A 19006-nucleotide genomic window follows, 5' to 3' on the forward strand; every position below is an offset into this window, starting at 1 on the left:
CCTCGCACACAGCACAAGATCAGGAGTGACCTGTGGATAAGTTTAAAGGCGCCTTGCTGGTAGGCGCTCTGCGGCTGTTTGCCCTGCTTCCGTGGTGGGCCGTGCAGGCCGCGGGCTCGGCGATTGGCTGGGTCATGTGGAAAACCCCGAACCGCTCCCGCGACGTGGTGCGGATCAATCTGTCCAAATGCTTTCCGGACATGGACCCTGGCGAGCGTGAGCGTCTGGTCGGGCAAAGCCTGAAAGACATCGGCAAGTCCCTGACCGAAAGTGCCTGTGCCTGGATCTGGCCGGCCCAGCGCTCCATCGATCTGGTGCGCGAGGTCGAAGGCCTCGACATCTTGAAAGACGCCCTCGCCTCCGGTAAAGGCGTGGTTGGCATCACCAGCCACCTGGGCAATTGGGAGGTGCTCAATCACTTCTATTGCAGCCAATGCAAACCGATCATTTTCTACCGTCCGCCAAAGTTGAAGGCGGTGGATGAATTGCTGCAAAAGCAGCGGGTACAGTTGGGTAACAAGGTCGCGGCGTCCACCAAGGAAGGCATCCTCAGCGTCATCAAGGAAGTGCGCAAAGGTGGTGCAGTGGGCATTCCAGCTGACCCGGAACCGTCCGAATCCGCCGGGATCTTCGTACCGTTCTTCGCCACTCAGGCACTGACCAGCAAGTTCGTGCCGAACATGCTGGCCGGCGGCAAAGCCGTCGGCGTGTTCCTGCACGCTCTGCGCCTGCCGGACGGTTCGGGCTACAAAGTGATTCTTGAAGCCGCACCAGAGGCCATGTACAGCACCGATACGGCGGAGTCATGTGCGGCCATGTCTAAAGTGATCGAGCGTTATGTCGGTGCCTACCCGAGCCAGTACATGTGGAGCATGAAGCGTTTCAAAAAGCGTCCGCCCGGCGAAGCGCGCTGGTATTAAAGCTTTGGCACGTTCTGTGGATAACCTGTAGGACCGAGCTTGCTCGAGTTGGACGTTAACGATGATGTGGGCTGCCAGGTTGAACGCGGCGCCCTTGCATGCATCGCGAGCATGCTCGCTCCTACACGTATCCTCAACCTGTTCTAAAGGGCGCAGAAGATGTCCGAACACCGCAAGTCATTCCGCATCAAGATCAGCCATGACAGCGTCGGCGACTGTCTGGGCCAGACGCGCAACCTGTCGACCACCGGCGTTTACGTCAAGCATCCGAAACTGTCGGCGCTACCCCGGGGTGCGGTGGTGTACGGTCAGGTGCAGGACTTACCCACAGGCGCCCCGCGAGTGCGCATGGAAGTGGTGTTGGTGGATGCCGAAGGCATTGGCTTGCGCTACCTCTGATCAGTGCGCCTGACGATCGAGCTTTTTCAGGAACACCGTCATTTCCTTTTCGGCCTGTTTGTCCCCATGGGCGCGAGCAGCTTCCAGGCCTTGTTCCCAGGCCTGCCGCGCGGCTGCATGGTCGTCCAGCGCCAGATAGCCTTTGCCGAGTAATTTCCAGGCCGCCGAATACTTCGGATCGATTTCTACACAGCGCTGGAAATGCTCCACCGCCTTGGCGTTCTCCCCCAGATCTAGATAACCCTTGCCCAGGCCGAAGCGCAGCAGCGAGTTATCCACACCCTTGGCGAGCATTTTTTCCAGGGATTCGAGCATGGGGGATTCCTTATCTTAGGGGTGTCAGGCGTTCATCCGGATTAGTGAGGCCGCCTTCGCGAGCAAGCCCGCTCCCACATTGGTTTTTTGTTCACCAAAGATCAAATGTGGGAGCGGGCTTGCTCGCGAAGAGGCCCTTGCTGGCAGCAAAAAACCCGGATCAGAAGAAGCTCAGCCCTACGTGGAACAGCTTCTCCACATCGCGAATATGCTTTTTATCCACAAGGAACAGGATCACATGGTCCCCCGCTGCGATCACGGTATCATCGTGCGCGATAATGACCTCTTCGTCGCGAATAATGGCGCCAATCGTGGTACCCGGCGGCAAACCTATATTTTCGATGGCCTTGCCGATCACCTTGCTCGATTTCGCATCACCATGGGCAATGGCCTCGATGGCTTCCGCCGCGCCCCGGCGCAGTGAGTGCACGCTGACGATATCGCCGCGGCGTACGTGGGCCAGCAAGGTACCGATAGTCGCCAATTGCGGGCTGATGGCGATGTCGATGTCGCCGCCCTGAATCAGATCCACGTAGGCCGGGTTGTTGATGATGGTCATCACCTTCTTCGCGCCCAGGCGCTTGGCCAGCAGCGATGACATGATGTTGGCTTCGTCATCGTTGGTCAGGGCCAGGAAGAGGTCTGCATCGGCGATGTTTTCCTCCATCAACAGATCGCGGTCGGAGGCACTGCCCTGCAACACCACGGTGCTGTCCAGGGTATCGGAGAGATGGCGGCAGCGGGCCGGGTTCATCTCGATGATCTTCACCTGGTAACGACTTTCGATCGCCTCGGCCAAGCGTTCGCCGATCTGCCCACCACCGGCAATGACGATGCGCTTGTAGGTTTCGTCGAGACGGCGCATTTCGCTCATCACCGCGCGAATGTTGGCTTTGGCGGCAATGAAAAACACTTCATCGTCCGCTTCGATCACCGTATCGCCCTGGGGCAGGATCGGCCGGTCGCGACGGAAAATCGCAGCGACGCGGGTTTCGACATTCGGCATGTGCTCACGCAACTGTCGCAGTTGCTGGCCCACCAGCGGACCGCCGTAGTAGGCCCGCACTGCCACCAGTTGCGCCTTGCCTTCGGCAAAGTCGATCACCTGCAAGGCGCCGGGATGCTGGATCAGGCGCTTGATGTAGTTGGTGACCACTTGCTCCGGGCTGATCAGTACGTCCACCGGAATCGCTTCGTTCTGGAACAGCTGCTCTTCGCGGGTCAGGTACGCGGCTTCGCGAACCCGGGCGATCTTGGTTGGCGTGTGGAACAAGGTGTGGGCGACCTGGCAGGCGACCATATTGGTTTCATCACTGTTGGTCACGGCCACCAGCATGTCGGCGTCGTCGGCCCCGGCCTGGCGCAACACGGTCGGAAACGAACCGCGACCCTGCACCGTGCGGATGTCCAGGCGGTCACCGAGGTCGCGCAGGCGTTCGCCGTCGGTGTCGACCACGGTGATGTCATTGGCTTCGCTTGCAAGGTGTTCCGCCAGCGAACCGCCGACCTGTCCCGCTCCAAGGATGATGATTTTCATCCAGTCACTCCATTGAATCCATTTAACCGCGCGCGGCGGCGATCTTGATCAGCTTGGCGTAGTAGAACCCGTCATGCCCGCCTTCCTGAGCCAGCAACTGACGTCCATGGGGCTGCTTGATTCCGGCCGCTGTCGCGAGGTCCAGCTCACGGGCGCCTGGTGTGCGGTCGAGAAAGGCTTCGATGACTTCGGTGTTCTCGGTCGGCAGCGTGGAGCAGGTGGCGTAAAGCAGAATGCCGCCCACTTCCAGAGTTATCCACATGGCGTCGAGCAGTTCGCCCTGCAGCATAGCCAGCGCAGCGATGTCGTCAGGTTGACGGGTCAGCTTGATGTCCGGATGACGACGAATCACCCCGGTAGCGGAACACGGAGCGTCCAGCAGTATGCGCTGGAACGGCTTGCCGTCCCACCAGGCCTGAGTGTCGCGACCGTCGGCAGCGATCAGTTCAGCGCTGAGTTTGAGGCGTTCGAGGTTTTCCCGCACCCGCACCAGGCGCTTGGCTTCCAGGTCGATCGCCACCACACCGGCCAGCGCCGGTTGTGCTTCAAGGATGTGGCAGGTTTTGCCGCCCGGCGCGCAGCAGGCGTCAAGCACCCGTTGACCCGGCGCCAGATCCAGCAGATCGGCGGCCAGTTGCGCGGCTTCGTCCTGCACGCTGATCCAGCCTTCGGCGAAACCCGGGAGGCTGCGCACGTCGGTAGCTGCTTCGAGGATGATGCCGTCTCGACTGTAAACGCACGCTGTCGCGGTAATGCCCGCTGCACTGAGCAACCCAAGATAAGCATCGCGGGTGTGATGTCTTCGGTTGACCCGCAGAATCATTGGCGGGTGCGCGTTGTTTGCCGCGCAAATGGCTTCCCACTGCTGGGGCCAGAACGCCTTGAGGGATTTTTGCAGCCAGCGCGGATGAGCAGTGCGCACCACCGGGTCGTGTTCCAGCTCGGCCAGCAGCGTCTCGCTTTCCCGTTGGGCGCGGCGCAGTACGGCGTTGAGCAAGGCCTTGGCCCAAGGCTTTTTCAGCTTGTCGGCACAGCCGACCGTTTCGCCAATGGCGGCATGGGCCGGCACGCGGGTGTAGAGCAATTGATAGAGGCCGACCAGCAACAACGCTTCGACATCGGCATCAGCGGCCTTGAATGGCTTCTGCAGCAGTTTGGCCGCCAGCGCCGACAAGCGCGGCTGCCAGCGTGCGGTTCCGAACGCCAGGTCCTGGGTGAAGCCGCGATCACGGTCTTCGACCTTGTCCAGTTGCGTCGGCAGCGAACTGTTGAGCGAGGCTTTACCGCTCAGAACAGCGGCGAGTGCCTTGGCGGCGGCCAGACGCGGGTTCATTGAGCCTCCGCCGCTTGACCGAGGACAGTGCCGATGGCGAATTTCTCACGACGGCTGTTGAACAGGTCGCTGAAATTCAGCGCCTTGCCGCCCGGCAATTGCAGGCGGGTCAGACATAGGGCGTGCTCGCCGCAAGCGACAATTAGGCCCTCCTTGCTGGCGCCGAGGACTTCACCCGGCGCGCCTTTGCCTTCAGCGAGATTCGCCGCCAGCACTTTCAGCGCTTCGCCGTTCAGCGTGCTGTGGGTGATCGGCCATGGATTGAAGGCGCGAACCAGGCGCTCAAGTTCAACTGCCGGACGGGTCCAGTCGATGCGCGCTTCGTCTTTGTTCAGTTTGTGCGCGTAGGTGGCCAGGCTATCGTCCTGCACTTCGCCTTCCAGGGTACCGGCGGCGAGTCCGGCAATTGCCTGAACCACGGCCGGTGGGCCCATTTCGGCCAACCGATCGTGCAAGCTGCCGCCAGTGTCGTCGGCGCCGATCGGCGTGGTGACTTTGAGCAGCATCGGCCCGGTGTCGAGACCGGCTTCCATGCGCATCACGGTCACGCCACTTTCGGCGTCACCCGCTTGCACGGCGCGCTGGATCGGCGCGGCACCGCGCCAGCGTGGCAGCAACGAAGCATGGCTGTTGATGCAACCCAGACGCGGAATATCCAGCACCACTTGCGGCAGGATCAGGCCGTAGGCGACCACTACCATCAAATCCGGCTTCAAGGCGGCCAGTTCGGCCTGCGCCTCTTCGTTGCGCAACGTTGGCGGTTGCAGCACGGGGATGTTGTTTTCCAGCGCCAGTTGCTTGACCGGGCTCGGCATCAGTTTTTGCCCACGACCGGCCGGACGATCCGGTTGGGTGTAGACCGCGACGATCTCGTAAGGGCTGGCGAGCAGGGCCTTGAGGTGTTCGGCGGCGAATTCCGGGGTGCCGGCAAAGACGATGCGCAGTGGCTCAGTCATGGAAACTCTCGATTGCAAAGCATCTTGAAAAGAAAAAGGCTTGCCGCAGCAAGCCTTTGAAGGAGGGCATCAAGCGTTTTGGCGATGCTGTTTTTCCAGCTTCTTCTTGATGCGGTCGCGTTTGAGCGTTGACAGGTAATCGACGAACAATTTGCCGTTGAGGTGGTCGCATTCGTGCTGGATGCACACTGCGAGCAGGCCATCGGCGATCAGCTCGTAAGGCTTGCCGTCACGGTCCAGAGCCTTGACCTTGACCCTTTGCGGGCGATCGACGTTTTCATAGAAGCCCGGTACCGAAAGGCAGCCTTCCTGGTATTGCTCCATTTCGTCAGTCAGGGGTTCGAACTCGGGGTTGATGAACACTCGCGGTTCGGTGCGGTCTTCGGAGAGGTCCATCACGACGATACGTTTGTGCACGTTGACCTGGGTAGCGGCGAGGCCGATGCCTGGCGCTTCATACATTGTTTCAAACATATCGTCGACCAACTGACGCACTTCGTCGTCCACTACGGCCACAGGTTTGGCGATAGTGCGCAGGCGCGAGTCGGGGAATTCGAGGATGTCTAAAATGGCCATAAGCTTGATTGATGCACGTGTGAAGTAGGTCGGATCGATGGCCTGGCGGTCCGAAGATGCAGGCTACCTATGTAAAACGTAGCTCCCTTCTTTCCATTAGCAAGCCGGGAGCGAGCCGCCGAGGGCTCTGGCGTTTCACGCGAACGCACATAATAAAGGGATTCACCGCATGAGGAAATCACTACTCGCCCTGCTGCTTCTGGTCCCGGCCGGTTTGGCGTTCGGGCAGGTGCAAATCGGGGGAAGTTCTCCTGCGCCCCAAGGCACCATCAAGCTGTCGCCACAGGTGCGCAGCAGCCCGATGACCGAGGCCATTCCCGGCATTGCGCTGAAATCGATCAACAGTTTTTTACTGAACAACCATATCGTCGACAAGGCCGAGGATTTCGATAAGGCACCTTATATAGTTGCCGGCGATGCCGAGCGTGTGCTGGCCGGCACCGGTGACCGGGTTTTCGCCCGGGGCAAATTCGATCCGGCCAATCATCGATATGACGTCTTTCGCCAGGGCAAGGTCTACACCGATCCGCAGAGCAAGGAATTTTTGGGGATCAACGCCGATGACATTGGCGGCGGCGAAGTGGTGGCCACTGAAGGCGAAGTCGCCACGCTGCTGTTGCAACGCACGACACAGGAAGTGCGCCTGGGCGACCGTTTGTTTCGCAGCGAAGAGCGCTCGATCAACTCGACGTTCATACCCAGCGTGCCCGGTACCGAGGTCAATGGCCTGATCATCGACGTGCCGCGGGGTGTTACGCAGGTTGGTGCGCTGGACGTGGTCACGCTGAACAAGGGGCAACGTGACGGTCTGGTTGCCGGCAATGTGTTGGCGGTGATGAAAACCGGTGAAACCGTACGCGACCGGATCAGCGGCCAACCCCTGAAAATTCCTGATGAGCGTGCGGGACTGCTGATGGTTTTTCGCACCTACGACAAGCTCAGCTACGGGCTGGTACTGAACGCATCACGGTCGTTGGCGGTGATGGACAAGGTGCGAAATCCTTAGCTGGCTTCACAAGTTACCAACAGAGTTATCCACAGCTTGTTCCGCTCTGACTGAGCCCTCACAACGATCAAGGATGATCCATGCCGCCGTCTGCTGCCATACCCGTTTCGCCTGCGGAACTTGAAGCTCGTTTGCGCTTGCATCGTTTGCCGGAGCTAGGTCCGGCACGTTTCAGGAAATTGCTCGAGGCCTTCGGCTCTGCGTCCAAAGCCATCAGCGCACCGGCCAGTGCCTGGCGAGCGCTGGGGTTGCCACTGGCCTGTGCGCAGGCCAGACGCACAGCTGAAGTACGTGACGGTGCCAACTACGCATTGGCCTGGCTGGAGCGTCCGAACCAGCATTTACTGATGTGGGACCAACCTGATTACCCGGCGTTGCTCGCTCAAATCAGCGATGCACCGCCGTTGTTGTTCGTTGCGGGCAATCCGGAAATACTGGAAAAACCGCAACTGGCGATGGTCGGCAGCCGTCGGGCCTCTCGACCCGGCATGGACACCGCTGCTGCGTTTTCCCGCAGTCTGGCCGGTGCCGGTTTTGTCATTACCAGCGGTCTGGCCCTGGGCATTGATGCTGCCGCCCACCAGGCCGCTCTGGATGTTGGCGGGCAAACGGTCGGGGTACTTGGTACCGGTCTTGAAAAGTTTTATCCACAGCGCAATCGAAGGTTGGCGGACGCCATGATCGCGTCCGGCAGCGCGGTAGTTTCGGAGTTTCCGCTGGATGCAGCTCCCAGCGCCGCAAACTTTCCCCGACGCAACCGGATCATCAGCGGCATGTCCCTCGGCGTGCTGGTGGTCGAGGCCAGTGTTGCCAGCGGATCGTTGATCACCGCGAGGCTGGCGGCGGAGCAAGGCCGCGAGGTATTCGCGATTCCCGGATCGATCCATCATCCCGGAGCGCGCGGTTGTCATCAATTGATCCGCGATGGCGCAGCCCTGGTGGAAACCATCGAACATATCCTTGAAGCCTTGCGCGGCTGGCAACAACTGCCCTTCCCCACGGAATCGAGCGTGGTAGCGACCACTCATCCACTTTTGCAGTTGCTGCTTGCCGCACCGCACACCAGTGAAGCGTTGGCCGGAGCGAGCGGCTGGACCCTGCCCAAAGTGCTGGTGGCATTGACTGAGCTGGAAATGGACGGCCGTGCGGTCTGTGAAAGTGGACGCTGGTTTGCACGGGTGAGCTAGGTTTTATAAACAAGATCGGTAAACTGCACAGAGCCTTATTCTGGAGAGTTTTTCATGGTCAACAGTTGGCGTGTGCAACAAGCCGCGCAAGCAATTCGTGCCGGAGCGGTGATTGCCTACCCAACCGAAGCAGTCTGGGGGCTGGGTTGCGACCCGTGGGACGAAGAAGCAGTGGATCGTCTGCTGCTGATCAAGGGCCGGTCTGTGGATAAAGGGCTGATTCTGGTTGCCGACAACATCCGCCAGTTCGACTTCCTGTTCGAGGATTTCCCCGAATTGTGGATGGACCGCATGGCCAGTACCTGGCCCGGTCCCAATACCTGGCTGGTGCCGCATCAGAATATGCTGCCGGAATGGATTACCGGGGTGCACGAAACGGTGGCGTTGCGAGTCAGTGATCACCCGCAAGTGCGGGAGTTGTGTGCGCTGGTTGGGCCGCTGGTGTCAACGTCGGCCAACCCACAGGGCCGTCCGGCAGCACGCACGCGGATTCGCGTGGAGCAGTATTTCCGTGGCCAGGTTGATCTGGTACTCGGCGGCAATCTGGGCGGGCGCAAGAATCCCAGCGTGATCCGCGATCTGGCGACAGGGCAGGTTGTGCGCCCGGATTGATGTGGCGAGGGGGCTTGCCCCCGTTGGACTACGGAGCAGGCCCCAGTTGAGGGCGGGTGCTGCGCACCCGAACGGGGGCGAGCCCCCTCGCCACAGGTTAAGGCAACAACACCACCGACCCTGTTGTACGGCGCGCCGACAACTCGGTCTGCGCCTTCGCCGCATCAGCCAGTGGATAACGCTGGCTGATGTCCACGTGCAGCTTGCCGCTGATAATCATCTCGAACAGTTCGTCGGCCATCCGCTGCAGGTTCTCGGCGTTGTTGGCATAGGTCGCCAGGGTCGGCCGTGTCACGTACAGCGAACCCTTCCCCGCCAGAATTCCCAGGTTGACCCCGTCTACCGCCCCGGATGCATTACCGAAGCTCACCACCAGACCACGCGGCGCGACGCTGTCGAGGGAGGTCAGCCAGGTGTCTTTGCCGACGCCGTCGTAAACTACCGGGACCTTTTGGCCGTCAGTCAACTCCAGCACGCGTTGTGCGACGTTTTCATGGCTGTAGTCGATGGTTGCCCAGGCGCCATTGGCTTTCGCCAGTGCGGCTTTCTCTGCCGAGCTCACCGTGCCGATCAACTTCACACCCAGGGCCTTGGCCCATTGGCACGCCAGCGAACCGACGCCACCGGCCGCGGCGTGAAACAGAATGGTTTCGCCACCCTTGAGTTCATAGGTCTGACGCAGCAGGTACTGCACGGTCAGGCCCTTGAGCATCACGCCAGCCGCCTGTTCGAAGCTGATGGCGTCCGGCAGGTGCACCAGATTGGCTTCGGGCAACACGTGAACCTCGCTGTACGCGCCCAGCGGGCCACTGCCATAGGCCACGCGATCACCGACCTTGAAACGGCTCACTTCACTGCCCACCGCCTCGACCACCCCCGCCCCTTCGGAACCAACGCCCGATGGCAGGGACGGCGGCGGATAGAGGCCGCTGCGGTAATAGGTATCAATGAAGTTCAGGCCGATGGCCTTGTTGCTCACGCGGACCTGCTGCGGGCCGGGTTCGGCGGGCTGGTAATCGACATATTCGAGCACTTCGGGGCCGCCATGGGCGCGGAACTGAATACGCTTTGCCATCTCACTCTCCTTGGGACTCAGCTACTTGAGTTGTAGCGCGAAGCGCCCTATCGAACTCCCAAGCTTGATCTTCGTCAACTGCGGCAGGTGTATCTGCAGTGTTATGCTACGCGCCCATTTGCGCAGGCTGAGCTCCAATGGAGCAGCGCGTAGTTTTGCCCGATACAAGGTGATGACATGACGACCCGCACCGAGGCCGTAAAAGCCTACCTGCTCGACCTGCAAGACCGTATCTGTGCTGCCCTGGAAGCCGAAGACGGCGGTAAGCGCTTCGTTGAAGACGCCTGGACCCGGCCTGCCGGCGGTGGCGGGCGTACCCGGGTGATCGAAAACGGCACGGTGATTGAAAAGGGCGGCGTCAACTTTTCCCATGTGTTCGGCAGCGGTCTGCCACCTTCCGCCAGCGCGCACCGACCGGAACTGGCCGGCCGGGGCTTCGAAGCGCTGGGCGTGTCGCTGGTGATCCATCCGCATAACCCGCATGTGCCGACTTCCCACGCCAACGTACGCTTTTTCATCGCCGAAAAAGAAGGCGAGGAACCGGTCTGGTGGTTCGGCGGCGGCTTCGACCTGACCCCCTACTACGGTAACGTCGATGACTGCGTGCACTGGCACCGCATCGCCGAGCAAGCCTGCGCACCGTTCGGACCGGAGGTTTACCCGCGCTACAAGGCCTGGTGCGACAGCTATTTCCACATCAAGCACCGTCACGAGCCACGAGGCATCGGCGGGTTGTTTTTCGACGACTTGAACGAGTGGGATTTCGACACCAGCTTCGCCTTCATGCGCGCCATTGGCGATGCCTACATCGACGCGTATCTGCCAATCGTGCAGCGCCGCAAGGACGATGCCTTTACTGCCGAGCAACGCGAGTTCCAGGAATTCCGTCGTGGGCGCTACGTTGAATTCAACCTGGTCTACGACCGTGGCACGCTGTTCGGCCTGCAATCGGGCGGGCGCACCGAGTCGATCCTGATGTCCCTGCCGCCGCAGGTGCGCTGGGGTTACGACTGGAAAGCCGAGCCCGGCAGCGAAGAAGCGCGCCTGACCGAGTACTTCCTGCAAGATCGCGATTGGTTGGCCGAGGCCTGAACGAGGATTCCTGATGGACCGTTACGTCGTATTCGGCAACCCGATTGGCCATAGCAAGTCGCCGCTGATCCATCGTCTGTTCGCCGAGCAGACGGCACAGAAGCTGGACTACAGCACCTTGCTGGCGCCACTGGACGACTTTTCCACCTGTGCCCGGACGTTTTTTCTGGAAGGTCGCGGCGCGAATGTGACGGTGCCGTTCAAAGAGGAAGCCTATCGGTTGGCGAACAACCTGACGGCGCGGGCGCAGCGAGCCGGTGCGGTTAATACGTTGAGCAAGCTGGCGGATGGCAGCCTGCTGGGCGACAACACCGACGGTGCCGGACTGGTGCGGGACCTGACGGTCAACGCCGGTTTCAGCCTCAAGGGTAAACGCATCCTGCTGCTGGGTGCCGGTGGTGCGGTGCGTGGTGCGCTGGAGCCCTTGTTGGCCGAGCAACCGGCATCCCTGATCATCGCCAACCGTACCGTGGAAAAAGCCGAGCTGTTGGCCGAATTGTTCTGCGATCTGGGGCCCGTATCGGCCAGTGGGTATGACTGGTTGCAGGAGTCGGTGGACCTGATCATCAATGCGACGTCGGCGAGCCTCTCAGGTGATGTTCCGCCGATTGCCAGCAGCCTCATTGAACCGGGCAAGACGGTTTGCTACGACATGATGTATGGCAAGGAGCCGACCTCGTTCTGCCGCTGGGCCAGCGAACACGGCGCGGCGGTGGCGATGGATGGCTTGGGCATGCTCGCTGAACAGGCGGCGGAAGCGTTTTTCCTGTGGCGCGGTGTGCGGCCGGATACGGCTCCAGTGCTGGCCGAACTTCGCCGCCAACTGGCGCTGTAGTATTTTTTGTGGCGAGGGAGCTTGCTGAGGCGAGAAGGCTTGCTGTGGCGAGGGGGTTTGCTGTGGCGAGGGGGCTTGCCCCCGTTGGACGGCGAAGCCGTCCCCCAAAAAATCCACGACCGCTTCGCGGCCGAACGGGGGCAAGCCCCCTCGCCACAGTTTATGCGTTCGTCATCGCCGTGGTGTTTCAATCCTCAAACCGGATCGGGCATTTCTCCGCGCCTTCCAGCTTTCTCAACTCTTCCACCACCTGCGGCCGTGCCTGGCGCAAGGTCAGGCTGCGATCCTGGCGCAGCAGTCGCCGGGCTTCCTGGTGCAGCATTTCAACGCCGGAATAGTCGATGAAGTTGATCTGCTGTGCTTCGATCACCACGCGTACGCCGTGCATCCGTTGCAGGCGCGTTTGCAGGTAGTGGCTGGCGCCGAAGAAGATTGAGCCGCCGACCCGCAGAATGTCTTCCTCACCGTCCCGCCAATGCTGGACCCGCGGGCGCGAAGTACGTTTGAGATAGAAAAACAACGACGCCAGTACTCCGGCGTAGATGGCAGTCTGCAGTTCCAGAAGCAATGTGGCCAGGCAGGTCAGCGCCATGACTGCGAACTCGGAGTGGCTGACTCGCCACAATGCGCGAACGCCGCGATGGTCTATCAACCCCCAGGCGATCAGGAGAATGCTGCCGGCCATGGCCGGGATCGGGATGTGGGCGATCAGCCCCGCAGCGAAAATGGCGAACAACGCCACCCACATTGCCGAAAAAATCCCCGCCAGAGGCGAACAGGCGCCGGCCTCATAGCTAAGAGCCGAGCGGGTGAAGGAGCCGGCGGACAGTGAACCGGAAAAAAACGCACCGACCATGTTGGATAGACCCTGAGCGCGGACTTCCTGATTGGCGTCGAGCATCTGCTGGGAGCGCGCGGAAATCGAGCGGGCAATCGACAGGCTGGTGACCAGCCCGAGCATACCCACCGCCACCGCACTGGGCAGCAGCCGCAGAATAAGGTCCAGATCCAGCGGTAGTGCGCTGAACGGCGGCAGCCGGCCGACAAATGCACTGACCAACTGTACGTGACCAAACATCGCTGGCCACAACCACACCAACAGGCCGCCCAGTACCAGGGTCATGAGCAGCGTCGGCCAGCGTGGCAACAGCTGTTTGAGCAGCATGCCGACCAGTACGGTGGCCAGGCCCAGCACCAGCGAAGGTTTATCCACAGCCTCCAGATGCTGGAGCAAACTCATCAGGCTGGCCAACGCCGTCGCTTCGCCCGGCAGATCCAGCCCCAGCAGATTCGGCAGTTGGCCGATGGCGATCACCACTGCTGCGCCGAGGGTAAAACCGAGCACCACCGAATGCGAGACGAAGTTCACCAGCGCGCCAAAGCGCAACAGGCCCAAAAGCCATTGGAAAATTCCCGCGAGAAAGGTCAGCAACAGAATCAGGGTGACGTAGTCCTGTGAGGCAGGGACGGCCAGTGGACTGACACTGGCATACAGGACAATGGAGATGGCGGCCGTGGGACCGCAGATCAAATGCCACGACGAACCCCAGAGGCAGGCAATCAGCACCGGGATGATTGCCGCGTACAGGCCATATTCAGGTGGCAGGCCGGCAATCAGTGCATAGGCAATGGATTGCGGCAACGCCAGAATCGCACCACTGAGGCCGACAATCAGGTCACGTCCGACACTTGCCCGGGTTTGCTTGGGCAACCAGGCGAGGAAGGGGAACAGTGAATGGCGACTGGGAAGGGCCATGGATCCTCTCGGGTGGGATTTTGTGCAAGGGTATCAGGGTGAGGTTTTTAAGTGGTGTGTCAGTTGGAACGCCCCCTCACCCTAACCCTCTCCCCAAAGGGGCGAGGGGACTGACCGAGTAGACTATGGAGCTACATCGACCTGAAATACCGAGTTGAACTCAGGACTGAGGCCCGTGAAGATCGGCGTCCATACTCTCTCCCGGCAGGGATGGGGACTGACCGGGTTGCCTATTTAGCTACATCGACCTGAAATACCGAGTTGAACTCAGGACTGAGGCCCGTGAAGATCGGTGTCCATACCCTCTCCCGGCAGGGAGGGGGACTGACCGGGTTGCCTATGTAGCTACATCGACCTGAAATACCGAGTTGAACTCAGGACTGAGGCCCGTGAAGATCGGYGTCCATGTAGACTATGGAGCTACATCGACCTGAAATACCGAGTTGAACTCAGGACTGAGGCCCGTGAAGATCGGTGTCCATACCCTCTCCCGGCAGGGAGGGGGACTGACCGGGTTGCTTATGTAGCTACATCGACCTGAAATACCGAGTTGAACTCAGGACTGAGGCCCGTGAAGATCGGTGTCCATACCCTCTCCCGGCAGGGAGGGGGACTGACCGGGTTGCAAGCTACATCGACCTGAAATACCGAGTTGAACTCAGGACTGAGGCCCGTGAAGATCGGTGTCCATACCCTCTCCCGGCAGGGAGGGGGACTGACCGGGTTGCCTATGTAGCTACATCGACCTGAAATACCGAGTTGAACTCAGGACTGAGGCCCGTGAAGATCGGCGTCCATACTCTCTCCCGGCAGGGATGGGGACTGACCGGGTTAAGCTACATCGACCTGAAATACCGAGTTGAACTCAGGACTGAGGCCCGTGAAGATCGGCGTCCATACTCTCTCCCGGCAGGGATGGGGACTGACCGGGTTGCCTATGTAGCTACATCGACCTGAAATACCGAGTTGAACTCAGGACTGAGGCCCGTGAAGATCGGCGTCCATACCCTCTCCCGGCAGGGATGAGGGGACTGACGGAGTTCCATGGAGTTACATCACCCGGGAATCTCACGTGGAACTCAGGATTTGAAGGACACGAAGATCGGCTCCCTTTCCCCCTCGCCCCCCCGAGGGGGGAGAGGGCTGGGGTGAGGGGGGAAATCTCAAGCCCGCCACTTTCCTCAAAATTCACCCGATCAAAGCTTCGCCTTCACCGCCGGCAACGCATCCTTGCCATCCACGGTCTTCACGCCATCGAGCCATTTATCCAGCACCGCCGGGTTTGCCTTGATCCACGCCCTGGCCGCATCGGCGTTGCTGACTTTCTTGTTCGCCACCTCGGCCATGATGCTGCTCTCCATCTCCTGGGTGAAGCTCAGGTTCGTAAGCAGTTTGCCGACGTTCGGACAGGCCTGTGCATAACCTTTGCGGGTCAGGGTATGCACGCTGCCGGTGTCGCCGAAGTACTTCTCGCCGCCCTTGAGATAATGCATTTTCAGCTGCACGTTCATCGGGTGCGGCGTCCAGCCGAGGAAAGTCACGAATTTCTGTTTCTTCACTGCACGAGACACTTCCGCCAGCATCGCCTGCTCGCTGGACTCGACCAGTTTCCACTGGCCCATGTCGAAATCGTTTTTCTTGATGATCTCTTGCAGGGAGATATTCGCCGGTGCTCCGGAGCCTATGCCGTAGATCTTGTGGTCGAACTTGTCCGCGAATTTGTTCAGGTCGGCAAAATCATGCACACCCGCATCCCACACATAGTCGGGGACGGCGAGGGTGAACTCGGTGCCGTCGAGGTTTTTAGCCAATTGCGTGACATCGCCGGTGGCGACGAACTTGTCGTAGAAGCCTTGCTGCGCCGGCATCCAGTTACCCAGAAAAACATCGACCTGGCCATCCTTGAGCCCGCCAAAGGTAATCGGCACCGCGAGGGTATCGACCTTGGCCTTGTAGCCCATGCCATCGAGCAGGAAACCGGTGATGGCGTTGGTCGCAGCGATGTCGCTCCAGCCAGGGTCGGCCATCCTTACCGTTTCGCAACTCTGATCTGCAAACGTCGATGCACTTCCCAGTGCCATGAGCCCGACCGTCAGTACTGTGGATAACCTTTGCATGGACTTCCCCTTAACATTATTGGTTTTGGCAGGGTTGTGGATAACGTGCTTTGCGTTCCAGATCATCAAGGTCGATGTGGTTGCGCATGTACTGCTGACTGGCATCCACCAGCGGCTGGTGATCCCAGCTCTTCAGCTTGCCGAAGGTCAGGGCCTGGGCGACGAAACGCCGGCGCCGCTGGCTGGCGAGCACCTGTTGGTGAATCGCCGGGACATCCCACTTGGCTCGCGCTTCGGCGATAAAATCGTCGAACAGCTGGCGATGTTGCGGCGAATGGCTGAGATCTTCCAGTTCGAGGGGGTCATTGTGTACATCGAACAGCAGACAAGGGTCGTCTTCGCTGTAAATGAATTTATAAGCGCTGCGGCGAATCATCATCAGCGGGCCGACGGTACCTTCGGCCATGTATTCGCCGAACACCTCGTCGTGACCGCCCAGCCCTTGCAGGTGCGCAACCAGCGAGCGGCCATCCAGCGGCAACCCCGGTTCCAGCGAGCCACCGGCCAATTCAACGAAGGTCGGCAGCAGGTCGGCGGTGGAGACGCTGGCGCTGACCCGCCTGGCACCAAAATGCCCCGGGGCGCTGATCAGCAGCGGCACCCGCGCCGCCATTTCATACCAATGCATTTTGTACCAGAGGCCACGCTCGCCCAGCATGTCGCCATGATCGCCGGAGAAAACGATGATGGTGTCATCGATGAGACCCGTATCCTCGAGTGTTTGCAGGAGTTTGCCGACGTTGCTGTCAATATAGCTGCAGGCTCCGAAATAGGCGCGACGCGCGTCACGGATCTTATCCACAGGCAGCGGCTTGTCCCACAGGTCATAGACCTTGAGCAAGCGTTGGGAGTGCGGATCGAGTTCGTGCTGATCCGGCGTTGCAGGCAGCGGGATGTCGGTATCGTCATACAGATTCCAGAATTGCTTGGGAATCGTGTACGGATCGTGTGGGTGAGTCATCGAAACGGTCAGGCAAAACGGCTGGTCGCCATCCTCACGGATGTGGTCGAACAGATACTGCTGGGCCTTGAACACGACCTCTTCGTCGAAATCCAGTTGATTGGTACGCACGCACGGCCCGGCCTGCAGCACGGACGACATGTTGTGATACCAGGTCGGCCGCACATCCGGCTCGTCCCAGTTCACAGCCCAGCCGTAGTCGGCCGGGTAAATATCGCTGGTCAGGCGTTCTTCGTAGCCGTGCAACTGGTCCGGGCCACAGAAGTGCATCTTGCCCGAGAGTGCGGTGCGGTAGCCGAGGCGACGCAGATAGTGGGCGTAAGTCGGCACATCGGCAGGGAAATCCGCAGCGTTGTCGTAGGCGCCGATCTTGCTCGGCAACTGACCACTGACCAAGGTAAAGCGCGACGGCGCGCAAAGGGGACTGTTGCAATAAGCCGAGTCGAACACCACGCCTTGTGCGGCGAGGCGGCTGAGATGGGGCATCTTGATTGGCGAAGGACCGTAGAACGGCAACATTGGCGCGGCCATTTGATCGGCCATGATGAAAAGAATGTTCTTGCGCTTCATGTGATCGCGGCATTCCATAGTGGATATTTATGCGAGAGTGCTTGGGTCGAGGATGTAACCCATGAACTCTGCGGTAAAGCCCACGTGCGGCAATGACTAGGATAAGCACATCTTATGTATGAGTCTCTTGGTGACCTGTCTCTGGATTTACTCCGCACCTTCGAAACGGCAGCCCGTCAACGCAGCTTCACCGCCGCTGCCGTGGAGCTTGGCACCACACAACCGGCCATCAGCCAGCAAATCAAGCGTTTAGAAGAGCAACTGGCGGTTCGACTGTTCGACCGTATTTATCGAGGCATCGAGCTGACGGAGGCGGGAACGCTGCTTTTTCAGCAAGTTCAGCTCGGTTTGCAGCATATCGACGCAGGATTGGGCGCAATCAGTGCGCAACAGCAGCATGAGGTGCTGCAAGTCGCTACGGATTTTGCCTTCGCCGCTTATTGGCTGATGCCGCGTCTGCACAGGTTTCATGCGGCCAATCCGCAGGTGGATGTCAGCCTTGTCACCAGTGAGCGCAGCCACAACATGCTGCGTACCGATATCGACGTGGCAGTGCTGTTCGGTGACGGGCGTTTCAAACAAGGTGAAAGCCATTGGCTGTTCAGCGAAGAAGTGTTCCCGGTGTGCAGCCCGCAGTTGCTCAACGACCGCCCACTGCCTTTACCGGCCAAGGCTCTCCTGGAGTTTCCGCTACTGCACCTGCGCGGCGAAAACAGTAGCAACTGGTTCGACTGGAGCGGTGTATTCCGTGAATTGGGGATTACATCACCTCCGGCGCCGGGTCAGGTGCGCTTCGACAATTACACTTTACTGATTCAGGCGGCGATTGGCGGTCAGGGCGTAGCCATCGGCTGGCGCCACCTTGTGGATAACTTGCTGGCGCAGGGTTTGTTGTGTCGACCGATCGCCGAAACAGTGATGTCCCGGCTCGGTTATTACGTGGTACTGCCCCAACGCAAACGACGCGGGGTGTTGATTCAGCAATTTGTCGACTGGTTGATGGCCGAGCAGTCCAGCAGCGCGCAATCATTGTCTGGCTTGGCGTTGCCTTCGATTGCGGTGTGAAGATCTTTTACGGGTTTGAAGCAGCAACGAAATTCACATGTTCACCCACATGCAAATTCAGCCGCATCTCATCGGCAATACCGGTTGCCACTCGGGTCAATCGTTCCAGGCTCTCACCCAGCCCGGGTTCCAGACTACTGCTGACCTGGCTGAAATGCTCGATGGTGAGCCCCGCCACCGCCCTTGGTGCATTCACCATCGTCCAGTGCAAGGGGCAGCTTTGCAGCGCTTCGCGGATTTCTTCAGCGGCATGCAGTTGAAGGCGGTCCGCGATGTCCGGTTCGTCCAGGACGTCGAAATCACCCACGAGAAACAAGCGGCTTATGCCTGCCCCTTGCAGACCTTCTATCAGCGCATCCACCGCCAGCACCTGTTCGACCGGGCCCGGCACGATGGTTTTTTCCACGTGATCACTATTGAATGGCAGCCCTGGTGCGTCCAGTAGACAGATGACCGTCGAGCTCCCCGCCACACTTTGTTTGACCCGCTCGGCTTCGAACAGGTCGCCGCTCTTGGTGCGCAACCCCGGGCGCGGCGCGAGCGCCGTAAGGTCATCCAGTATCGCGATCACTTCATGCTGACGCCGCAGCATTTCAGCCATCAGCGCACTGCCCAGGCTACTCATGGCACCATAAAGCACCACTTTCACGACGGGGGTTTCGGCATTTTTCATGGCTGGATTCTCTGTTTTCCT

The 19006-nt window shown here is 60.0% G+C and carries 17 protein-coding genes and 1 pseudogene; 8 read left to right on the top strand and 10 right to left on the bottom strand.

Going from position 1 to position 19006, the window contains the following annotated elements:
* Positions 1–32: 32 nt before the first annotated feature.
* Complete coding sequence (locus ASE98_RS05180) at positions 33–920, top strand: lysophospholipid acyltransferase (RefSeq protein WP_060540291.1); 888 nt, start codon at positions 33–35, stop codon at positions 918–920.
* Positions 921–1079: 159 nt separating this feature from the next.
* Positions 1080–1319 carry a PilZ domain-containing protein gene (locus ASE98_RS05185; RefSeq protein WP_060540292.1) on the top strand — a complete coding sequence of 80 codons (240 nt, stop codon included), beginning with the start codon at positions 1080–1082 and terminating at the stop codon, positions 1317–1319.
* Here ASE98_RS05185 and ASE98_RS05190 read toward each other — a convergent pair whose 3' ends face one another.
* From ASE98_RS05190 to def, 5 genes are all read right to left on the bottom strand, one after another.
* Positions 1320–1634 (bottom strand): tetratricopeptide repeat protein, encoded by a 315-nt coding sequence (locus ASE98_RS05190; RefSeq protein ID WP_060540293.1) that lies wholly within the window; start codon positions 1632–1634, stop codon positions 1320–1322.
* 160 nt (positions 1635–1794) lie between these two features.
* The gene (gene trkA, locus ASE98_RS05195) at positions 1795–3171 is read right to left on the bottom strand and encodes a Trk system potassium transporter TrkA (protein WP_060540294.1); all 1377 of its coding nucleotides are present in this window, start codon (positions 3169–3171) and stop codon (positions 1795–1797) included.
* A gap of 22 nt (positions 3172–3193) precedes the next feature.
* Entirely contained in the window at positions 3194–4504 is a 1311-nt protein-coding gene (gene rsmB, locus ASE98_RS05200) for a 16S rRNA (cytosine(967)-C(5))-methyltransferase RsmB (RefSeq protein ID WP_060540295.1), read from the bottom strand.
* Complete coding sequence (gene fmt / locus ASE98_RS05205) at positions 4501–5460, bottom strand: methionyl-tRNA formyltransferase (RefSeq protein ID WP_060540296.1); 960 nt, start codon at positions 5458–5460, stop codon at positions 4501–4503. Before fmt ends, rsmB begins: the two co-directional genes overlap by 4 nt.
* A 69-nt stretch (positions 5461–5529) precedes the next feature.
* Positions 5530–6036: a peptide deformylase gene (gene def, locus ASE98_RS05210; RefSeq protein WP_060540297.1), complete on the bottom strand. Its 507-nt coding sequence runs from the start codon at positions 6034–6036 to the stop codon at positions 5530–5532.
* 259 nt (positions 6037–6295) lie between these two features.
* Between def and ASE98_RS05215 the strand changes: the two are divergent.
* The 3 genes and pseudogenes from ASE98_RS05215 to ASE98_RS05225 all read left to right on the top strand — a co-directional run.
* Positions 6296–7042, top strand: a pseudogene (locus ASE98_RS05215) (LysM peptidoglycan-binding domain-containing protein); the annotation flags it as partial.
* Between the two features lie 80 nt (positions 7043–7122).
* A complete protein-coding gene (gene dprA, locus ASE98_RS05220; RefSeq protein ID WP_060540299.1) occupies positions 7123–8229 on the top strand; it encodes a DNA-processing protein DprA in 1107 nt (368 codons plus the stop codon).
* A gap of 54 nt (positions 8230–8283) precedes the next feature.
* Positions 8284–8841, top strand: a complete 558-nt coding sequence (locus tag ASE98_RS05225) for an L-threonylcarbamoyladenylate synthase (protein WP_060540300.1) — start codon at positions 8284–8286, stop codon at positions 8839–8841.
* 97 nt (positions 8842–8938) lie between these two features.
* Here ASE98_RS05225 and ASE98_RS05230 read toward each other — a convergent pair whose 3' ends face one another.
* Positions 8939–9916, bottom strand: a complete 978-nt coding sequence (locus ASE98_RS05230; protein WP_060540301.1) for an NADPH:quinone reductase — start codon at positions 9914–9916, stop codon at positions 8939–8941.
* A 177-nt stretch (positions 9917–10093) separates the two neighbouring features.
* Here ASE98_RS05230 and hemF point away from each other — a divergent pair, with 177 nt between their 5' ends.
* Together hemF and aroE are read left to right on the top strand one after the other, a co-directional pair.
* On the top strand, positions 10094–11008 hold the full coding sequence (gene hemF / locus ASE98_RS05235) for an oxygen-dependent coproporphyrinogen oxidase (protein WP_060540302.1): 915 nt from the start codon (positions 10094–10096) through the stop codon (positions 11006–11008).
* A 13-nt stretch (positions 11009–11021) separates the two neighbouring features.
* Complete coding sequence (aroE, locus tag ASE98_RS05240; RefSeq protein ID WP_060540303.1) at positions 11022–11843, top strand: shikimate dehydrogenase; 822 nt, start codon at positions 11022–11024, stop codon at positions 11841–11843.
* Positions 11844–12030: 187 nt separating this feature from the next.
* On the opposite strand, the gene ASE98_RS05245 is transcribed toward aroE, so the two are convergent.
* From ASE98_RS05245 to betC, 3 genes are all read right to left on the bottom strand, one after another.
* Positions 12031–13599, bottom strand: a complete 1569-nt coding sequence (locus tag ASE98_RS05245; RefSeq protein WP_060540304.1) for a SulP family inorganic anion transporter — start codon at positions 13597–13599, stop codon at positions 12031–12033.
* Between the two features lie 1196 nt (positions 13600–14795).
* Complete coding sequence (gene choX / locus ASE98_RS05250; protein WP_060540305.1) at positions 14796–15716, bottom strand: choline ABC transporter substrate-binding protein; 921 nt, start codon at positions 15714–15716, stop codon at positions 14796–14798.
* A gap of 16 nt (positions 15717–15732) precedes the next feature.
* Positions 15733–17247 carry a choline-sulfatase gene (gene betC, locus ASE98_RS05255; RefSeq protein ID WP_060540306.1) on the bottom strand — a complete coding sequence of 505 codons (1515 nt, stop codon included), beginning with the start codon at positions 17245–17247 and terminating at the stop codon, positions 15733–15735.
* Positions 17248–17361: 114 nt separating this feature from the next.
* Between betC and ASE98_RS05260 the strand changes: the two genes are divergently transcribed.
* Complete coding sequence (locus tag ASE98_RS05260; RefSeq protein ID WP_060540307.1) at positions 17362–18312, top strand: choline sulfate utilization transcriptional regulator; 951 nt, start codon at positions 17362–17364, stop codon at positions 18310–18312.
* Between the two features lie 7 nt (positions 18313–18319).
* On the opposite strand, the gene ASE98_RS05265 is transcribed toward ASE98_RS05260, so the two are convergent.
* Entirely contained in the window at positions 18320–18985 is a 666-nt protein-coding gene (locus ASE98_RS05265) for an NAD(P)H-binding protein (RefSeq protein WP_060540309.1), read from the bottom strand.
* Between the last annotated feature and the right edge of the window lie 21 nt (positions 18986–19006).

Origin of the sequence: Pseudomonas sp. Leaf48 (assembly GCF_001421885.1) — a bacterium.
In the GTDB taxonomy this organism is placed as follows: Bacteria; Pseudomonadota; Gammaproteobacteria; order Pseudomonadales; family Pseudomonadaceae; genus Aquipseudomonas.

Bases quoted from the DNA above. Each gene is read 5' to 3' on its own strand.
- ASE98_RS05185 (WP_060540292.1), top strand. From the start codon at position 1,080: ATGTCCGAACACCGCAAGTCATTCCGCATCAAGATCAGCCATGACAGC.
- ASE98_RS05190 (WP_060540293.1), bottom strand. From the start codon at position 1,634: ATGCTCGAATCCCTGGAAAAAATGCTCGCCAAGGGTGTGGATAACTCG.
- trkA (WP_060540294.1), bottom strand. From the start codon at position 3,171: ATGAAAATCATCATCCTTGGAGCGGGACAGGTCGGCGGTTCGCTGGCG.
- rsmB (WP_060540295.1), bottom strand. From the start codon at position 4,504: ATGAACCCGCGTCTGGCCGCCGCCAAGGCACTCGCCGCTGTTCTGAGC.
- fmt (WP_060540296.1), bottom strand. From the start codon at position 5,460: ATGACTGAGCCACTGCGCATCGTCTTTGCCGGCACCCCGGAATTCGCC.
- def (WP_060540297.1), bottom strand. From the start codon at position 6,036: ATGGCCATTTTAGACATCCTCGAATTCCCCGACTCGCGCCTGCGCACT.
- dprA (WP_060540299.1), top strand. From the start codon at position 7,123: ATGCCGCCGTCTGCTGCCATACCCGTTTCGCCTGCGGAACTTGAAGCT.
- ASE98_RS05225 (WP_060540300.1), top strand. From the start codon at position 8,284: ATGGTCAACAGTTGGCGTGTGCAACAAGCCGCGCAAGCAATTCGTGCC.
- ASE98_RS05230 (WP_060540301.1), bottom strand. From the start codon at position 9,916: ATGGCAAAGCGTATTCAGTTCCGCGCCCATGGCGGCCCCGAAGTGCTC.
- hemF (WP_060540302.1), top strand. From the start codon at position 10,094: ATGACGACCCGCACCGAGGCCGTAAAAGCCTACCTGCTCGACCTGCAA.
- aroE (WP_060540303.1), top strand. From the start codon at position 11,022: ATGGACCGTTACGTCGTATTCGGCAACCCGATTGGCCATAGCAAGTCG.
- ASE98_RS05245 (WP_060540304.1), bottom strand. From the start codon at position 13,599: ATGGCCCTTCCCAGTCGCCATTCACTGTTCCCCTTCCTCGCCTGGTTG.
- choX (WP_060540305.1), bottom strand. From the start codon at position 15,716: ATGCAAAGGTTATCCACAGTACTGACGGTCGGGCTCATGGCACTGGGA.
- betC (WP_060540306.1), bottom strand. From the start codon at position 17,247: ATGAAGCGCAAGAACATTCTTTTCATCATGGCCGATCAAATGGCCGCG.
- ASE98_RS05260 (WP_060540307.1), top strand. From the start codon at position 17,362: ATGTATGAGTCTCTTGGTGACCTGTCTCTGGATTTACTCCGCACCTTC.
- ASE98_RS05265 (WP_060540309.1), bottom strand. From the start codon at position 18,985: ATGAAAAATGCCGAAACCCCCGTCGTGAAAGTGGTGCTTTATGGTGCC.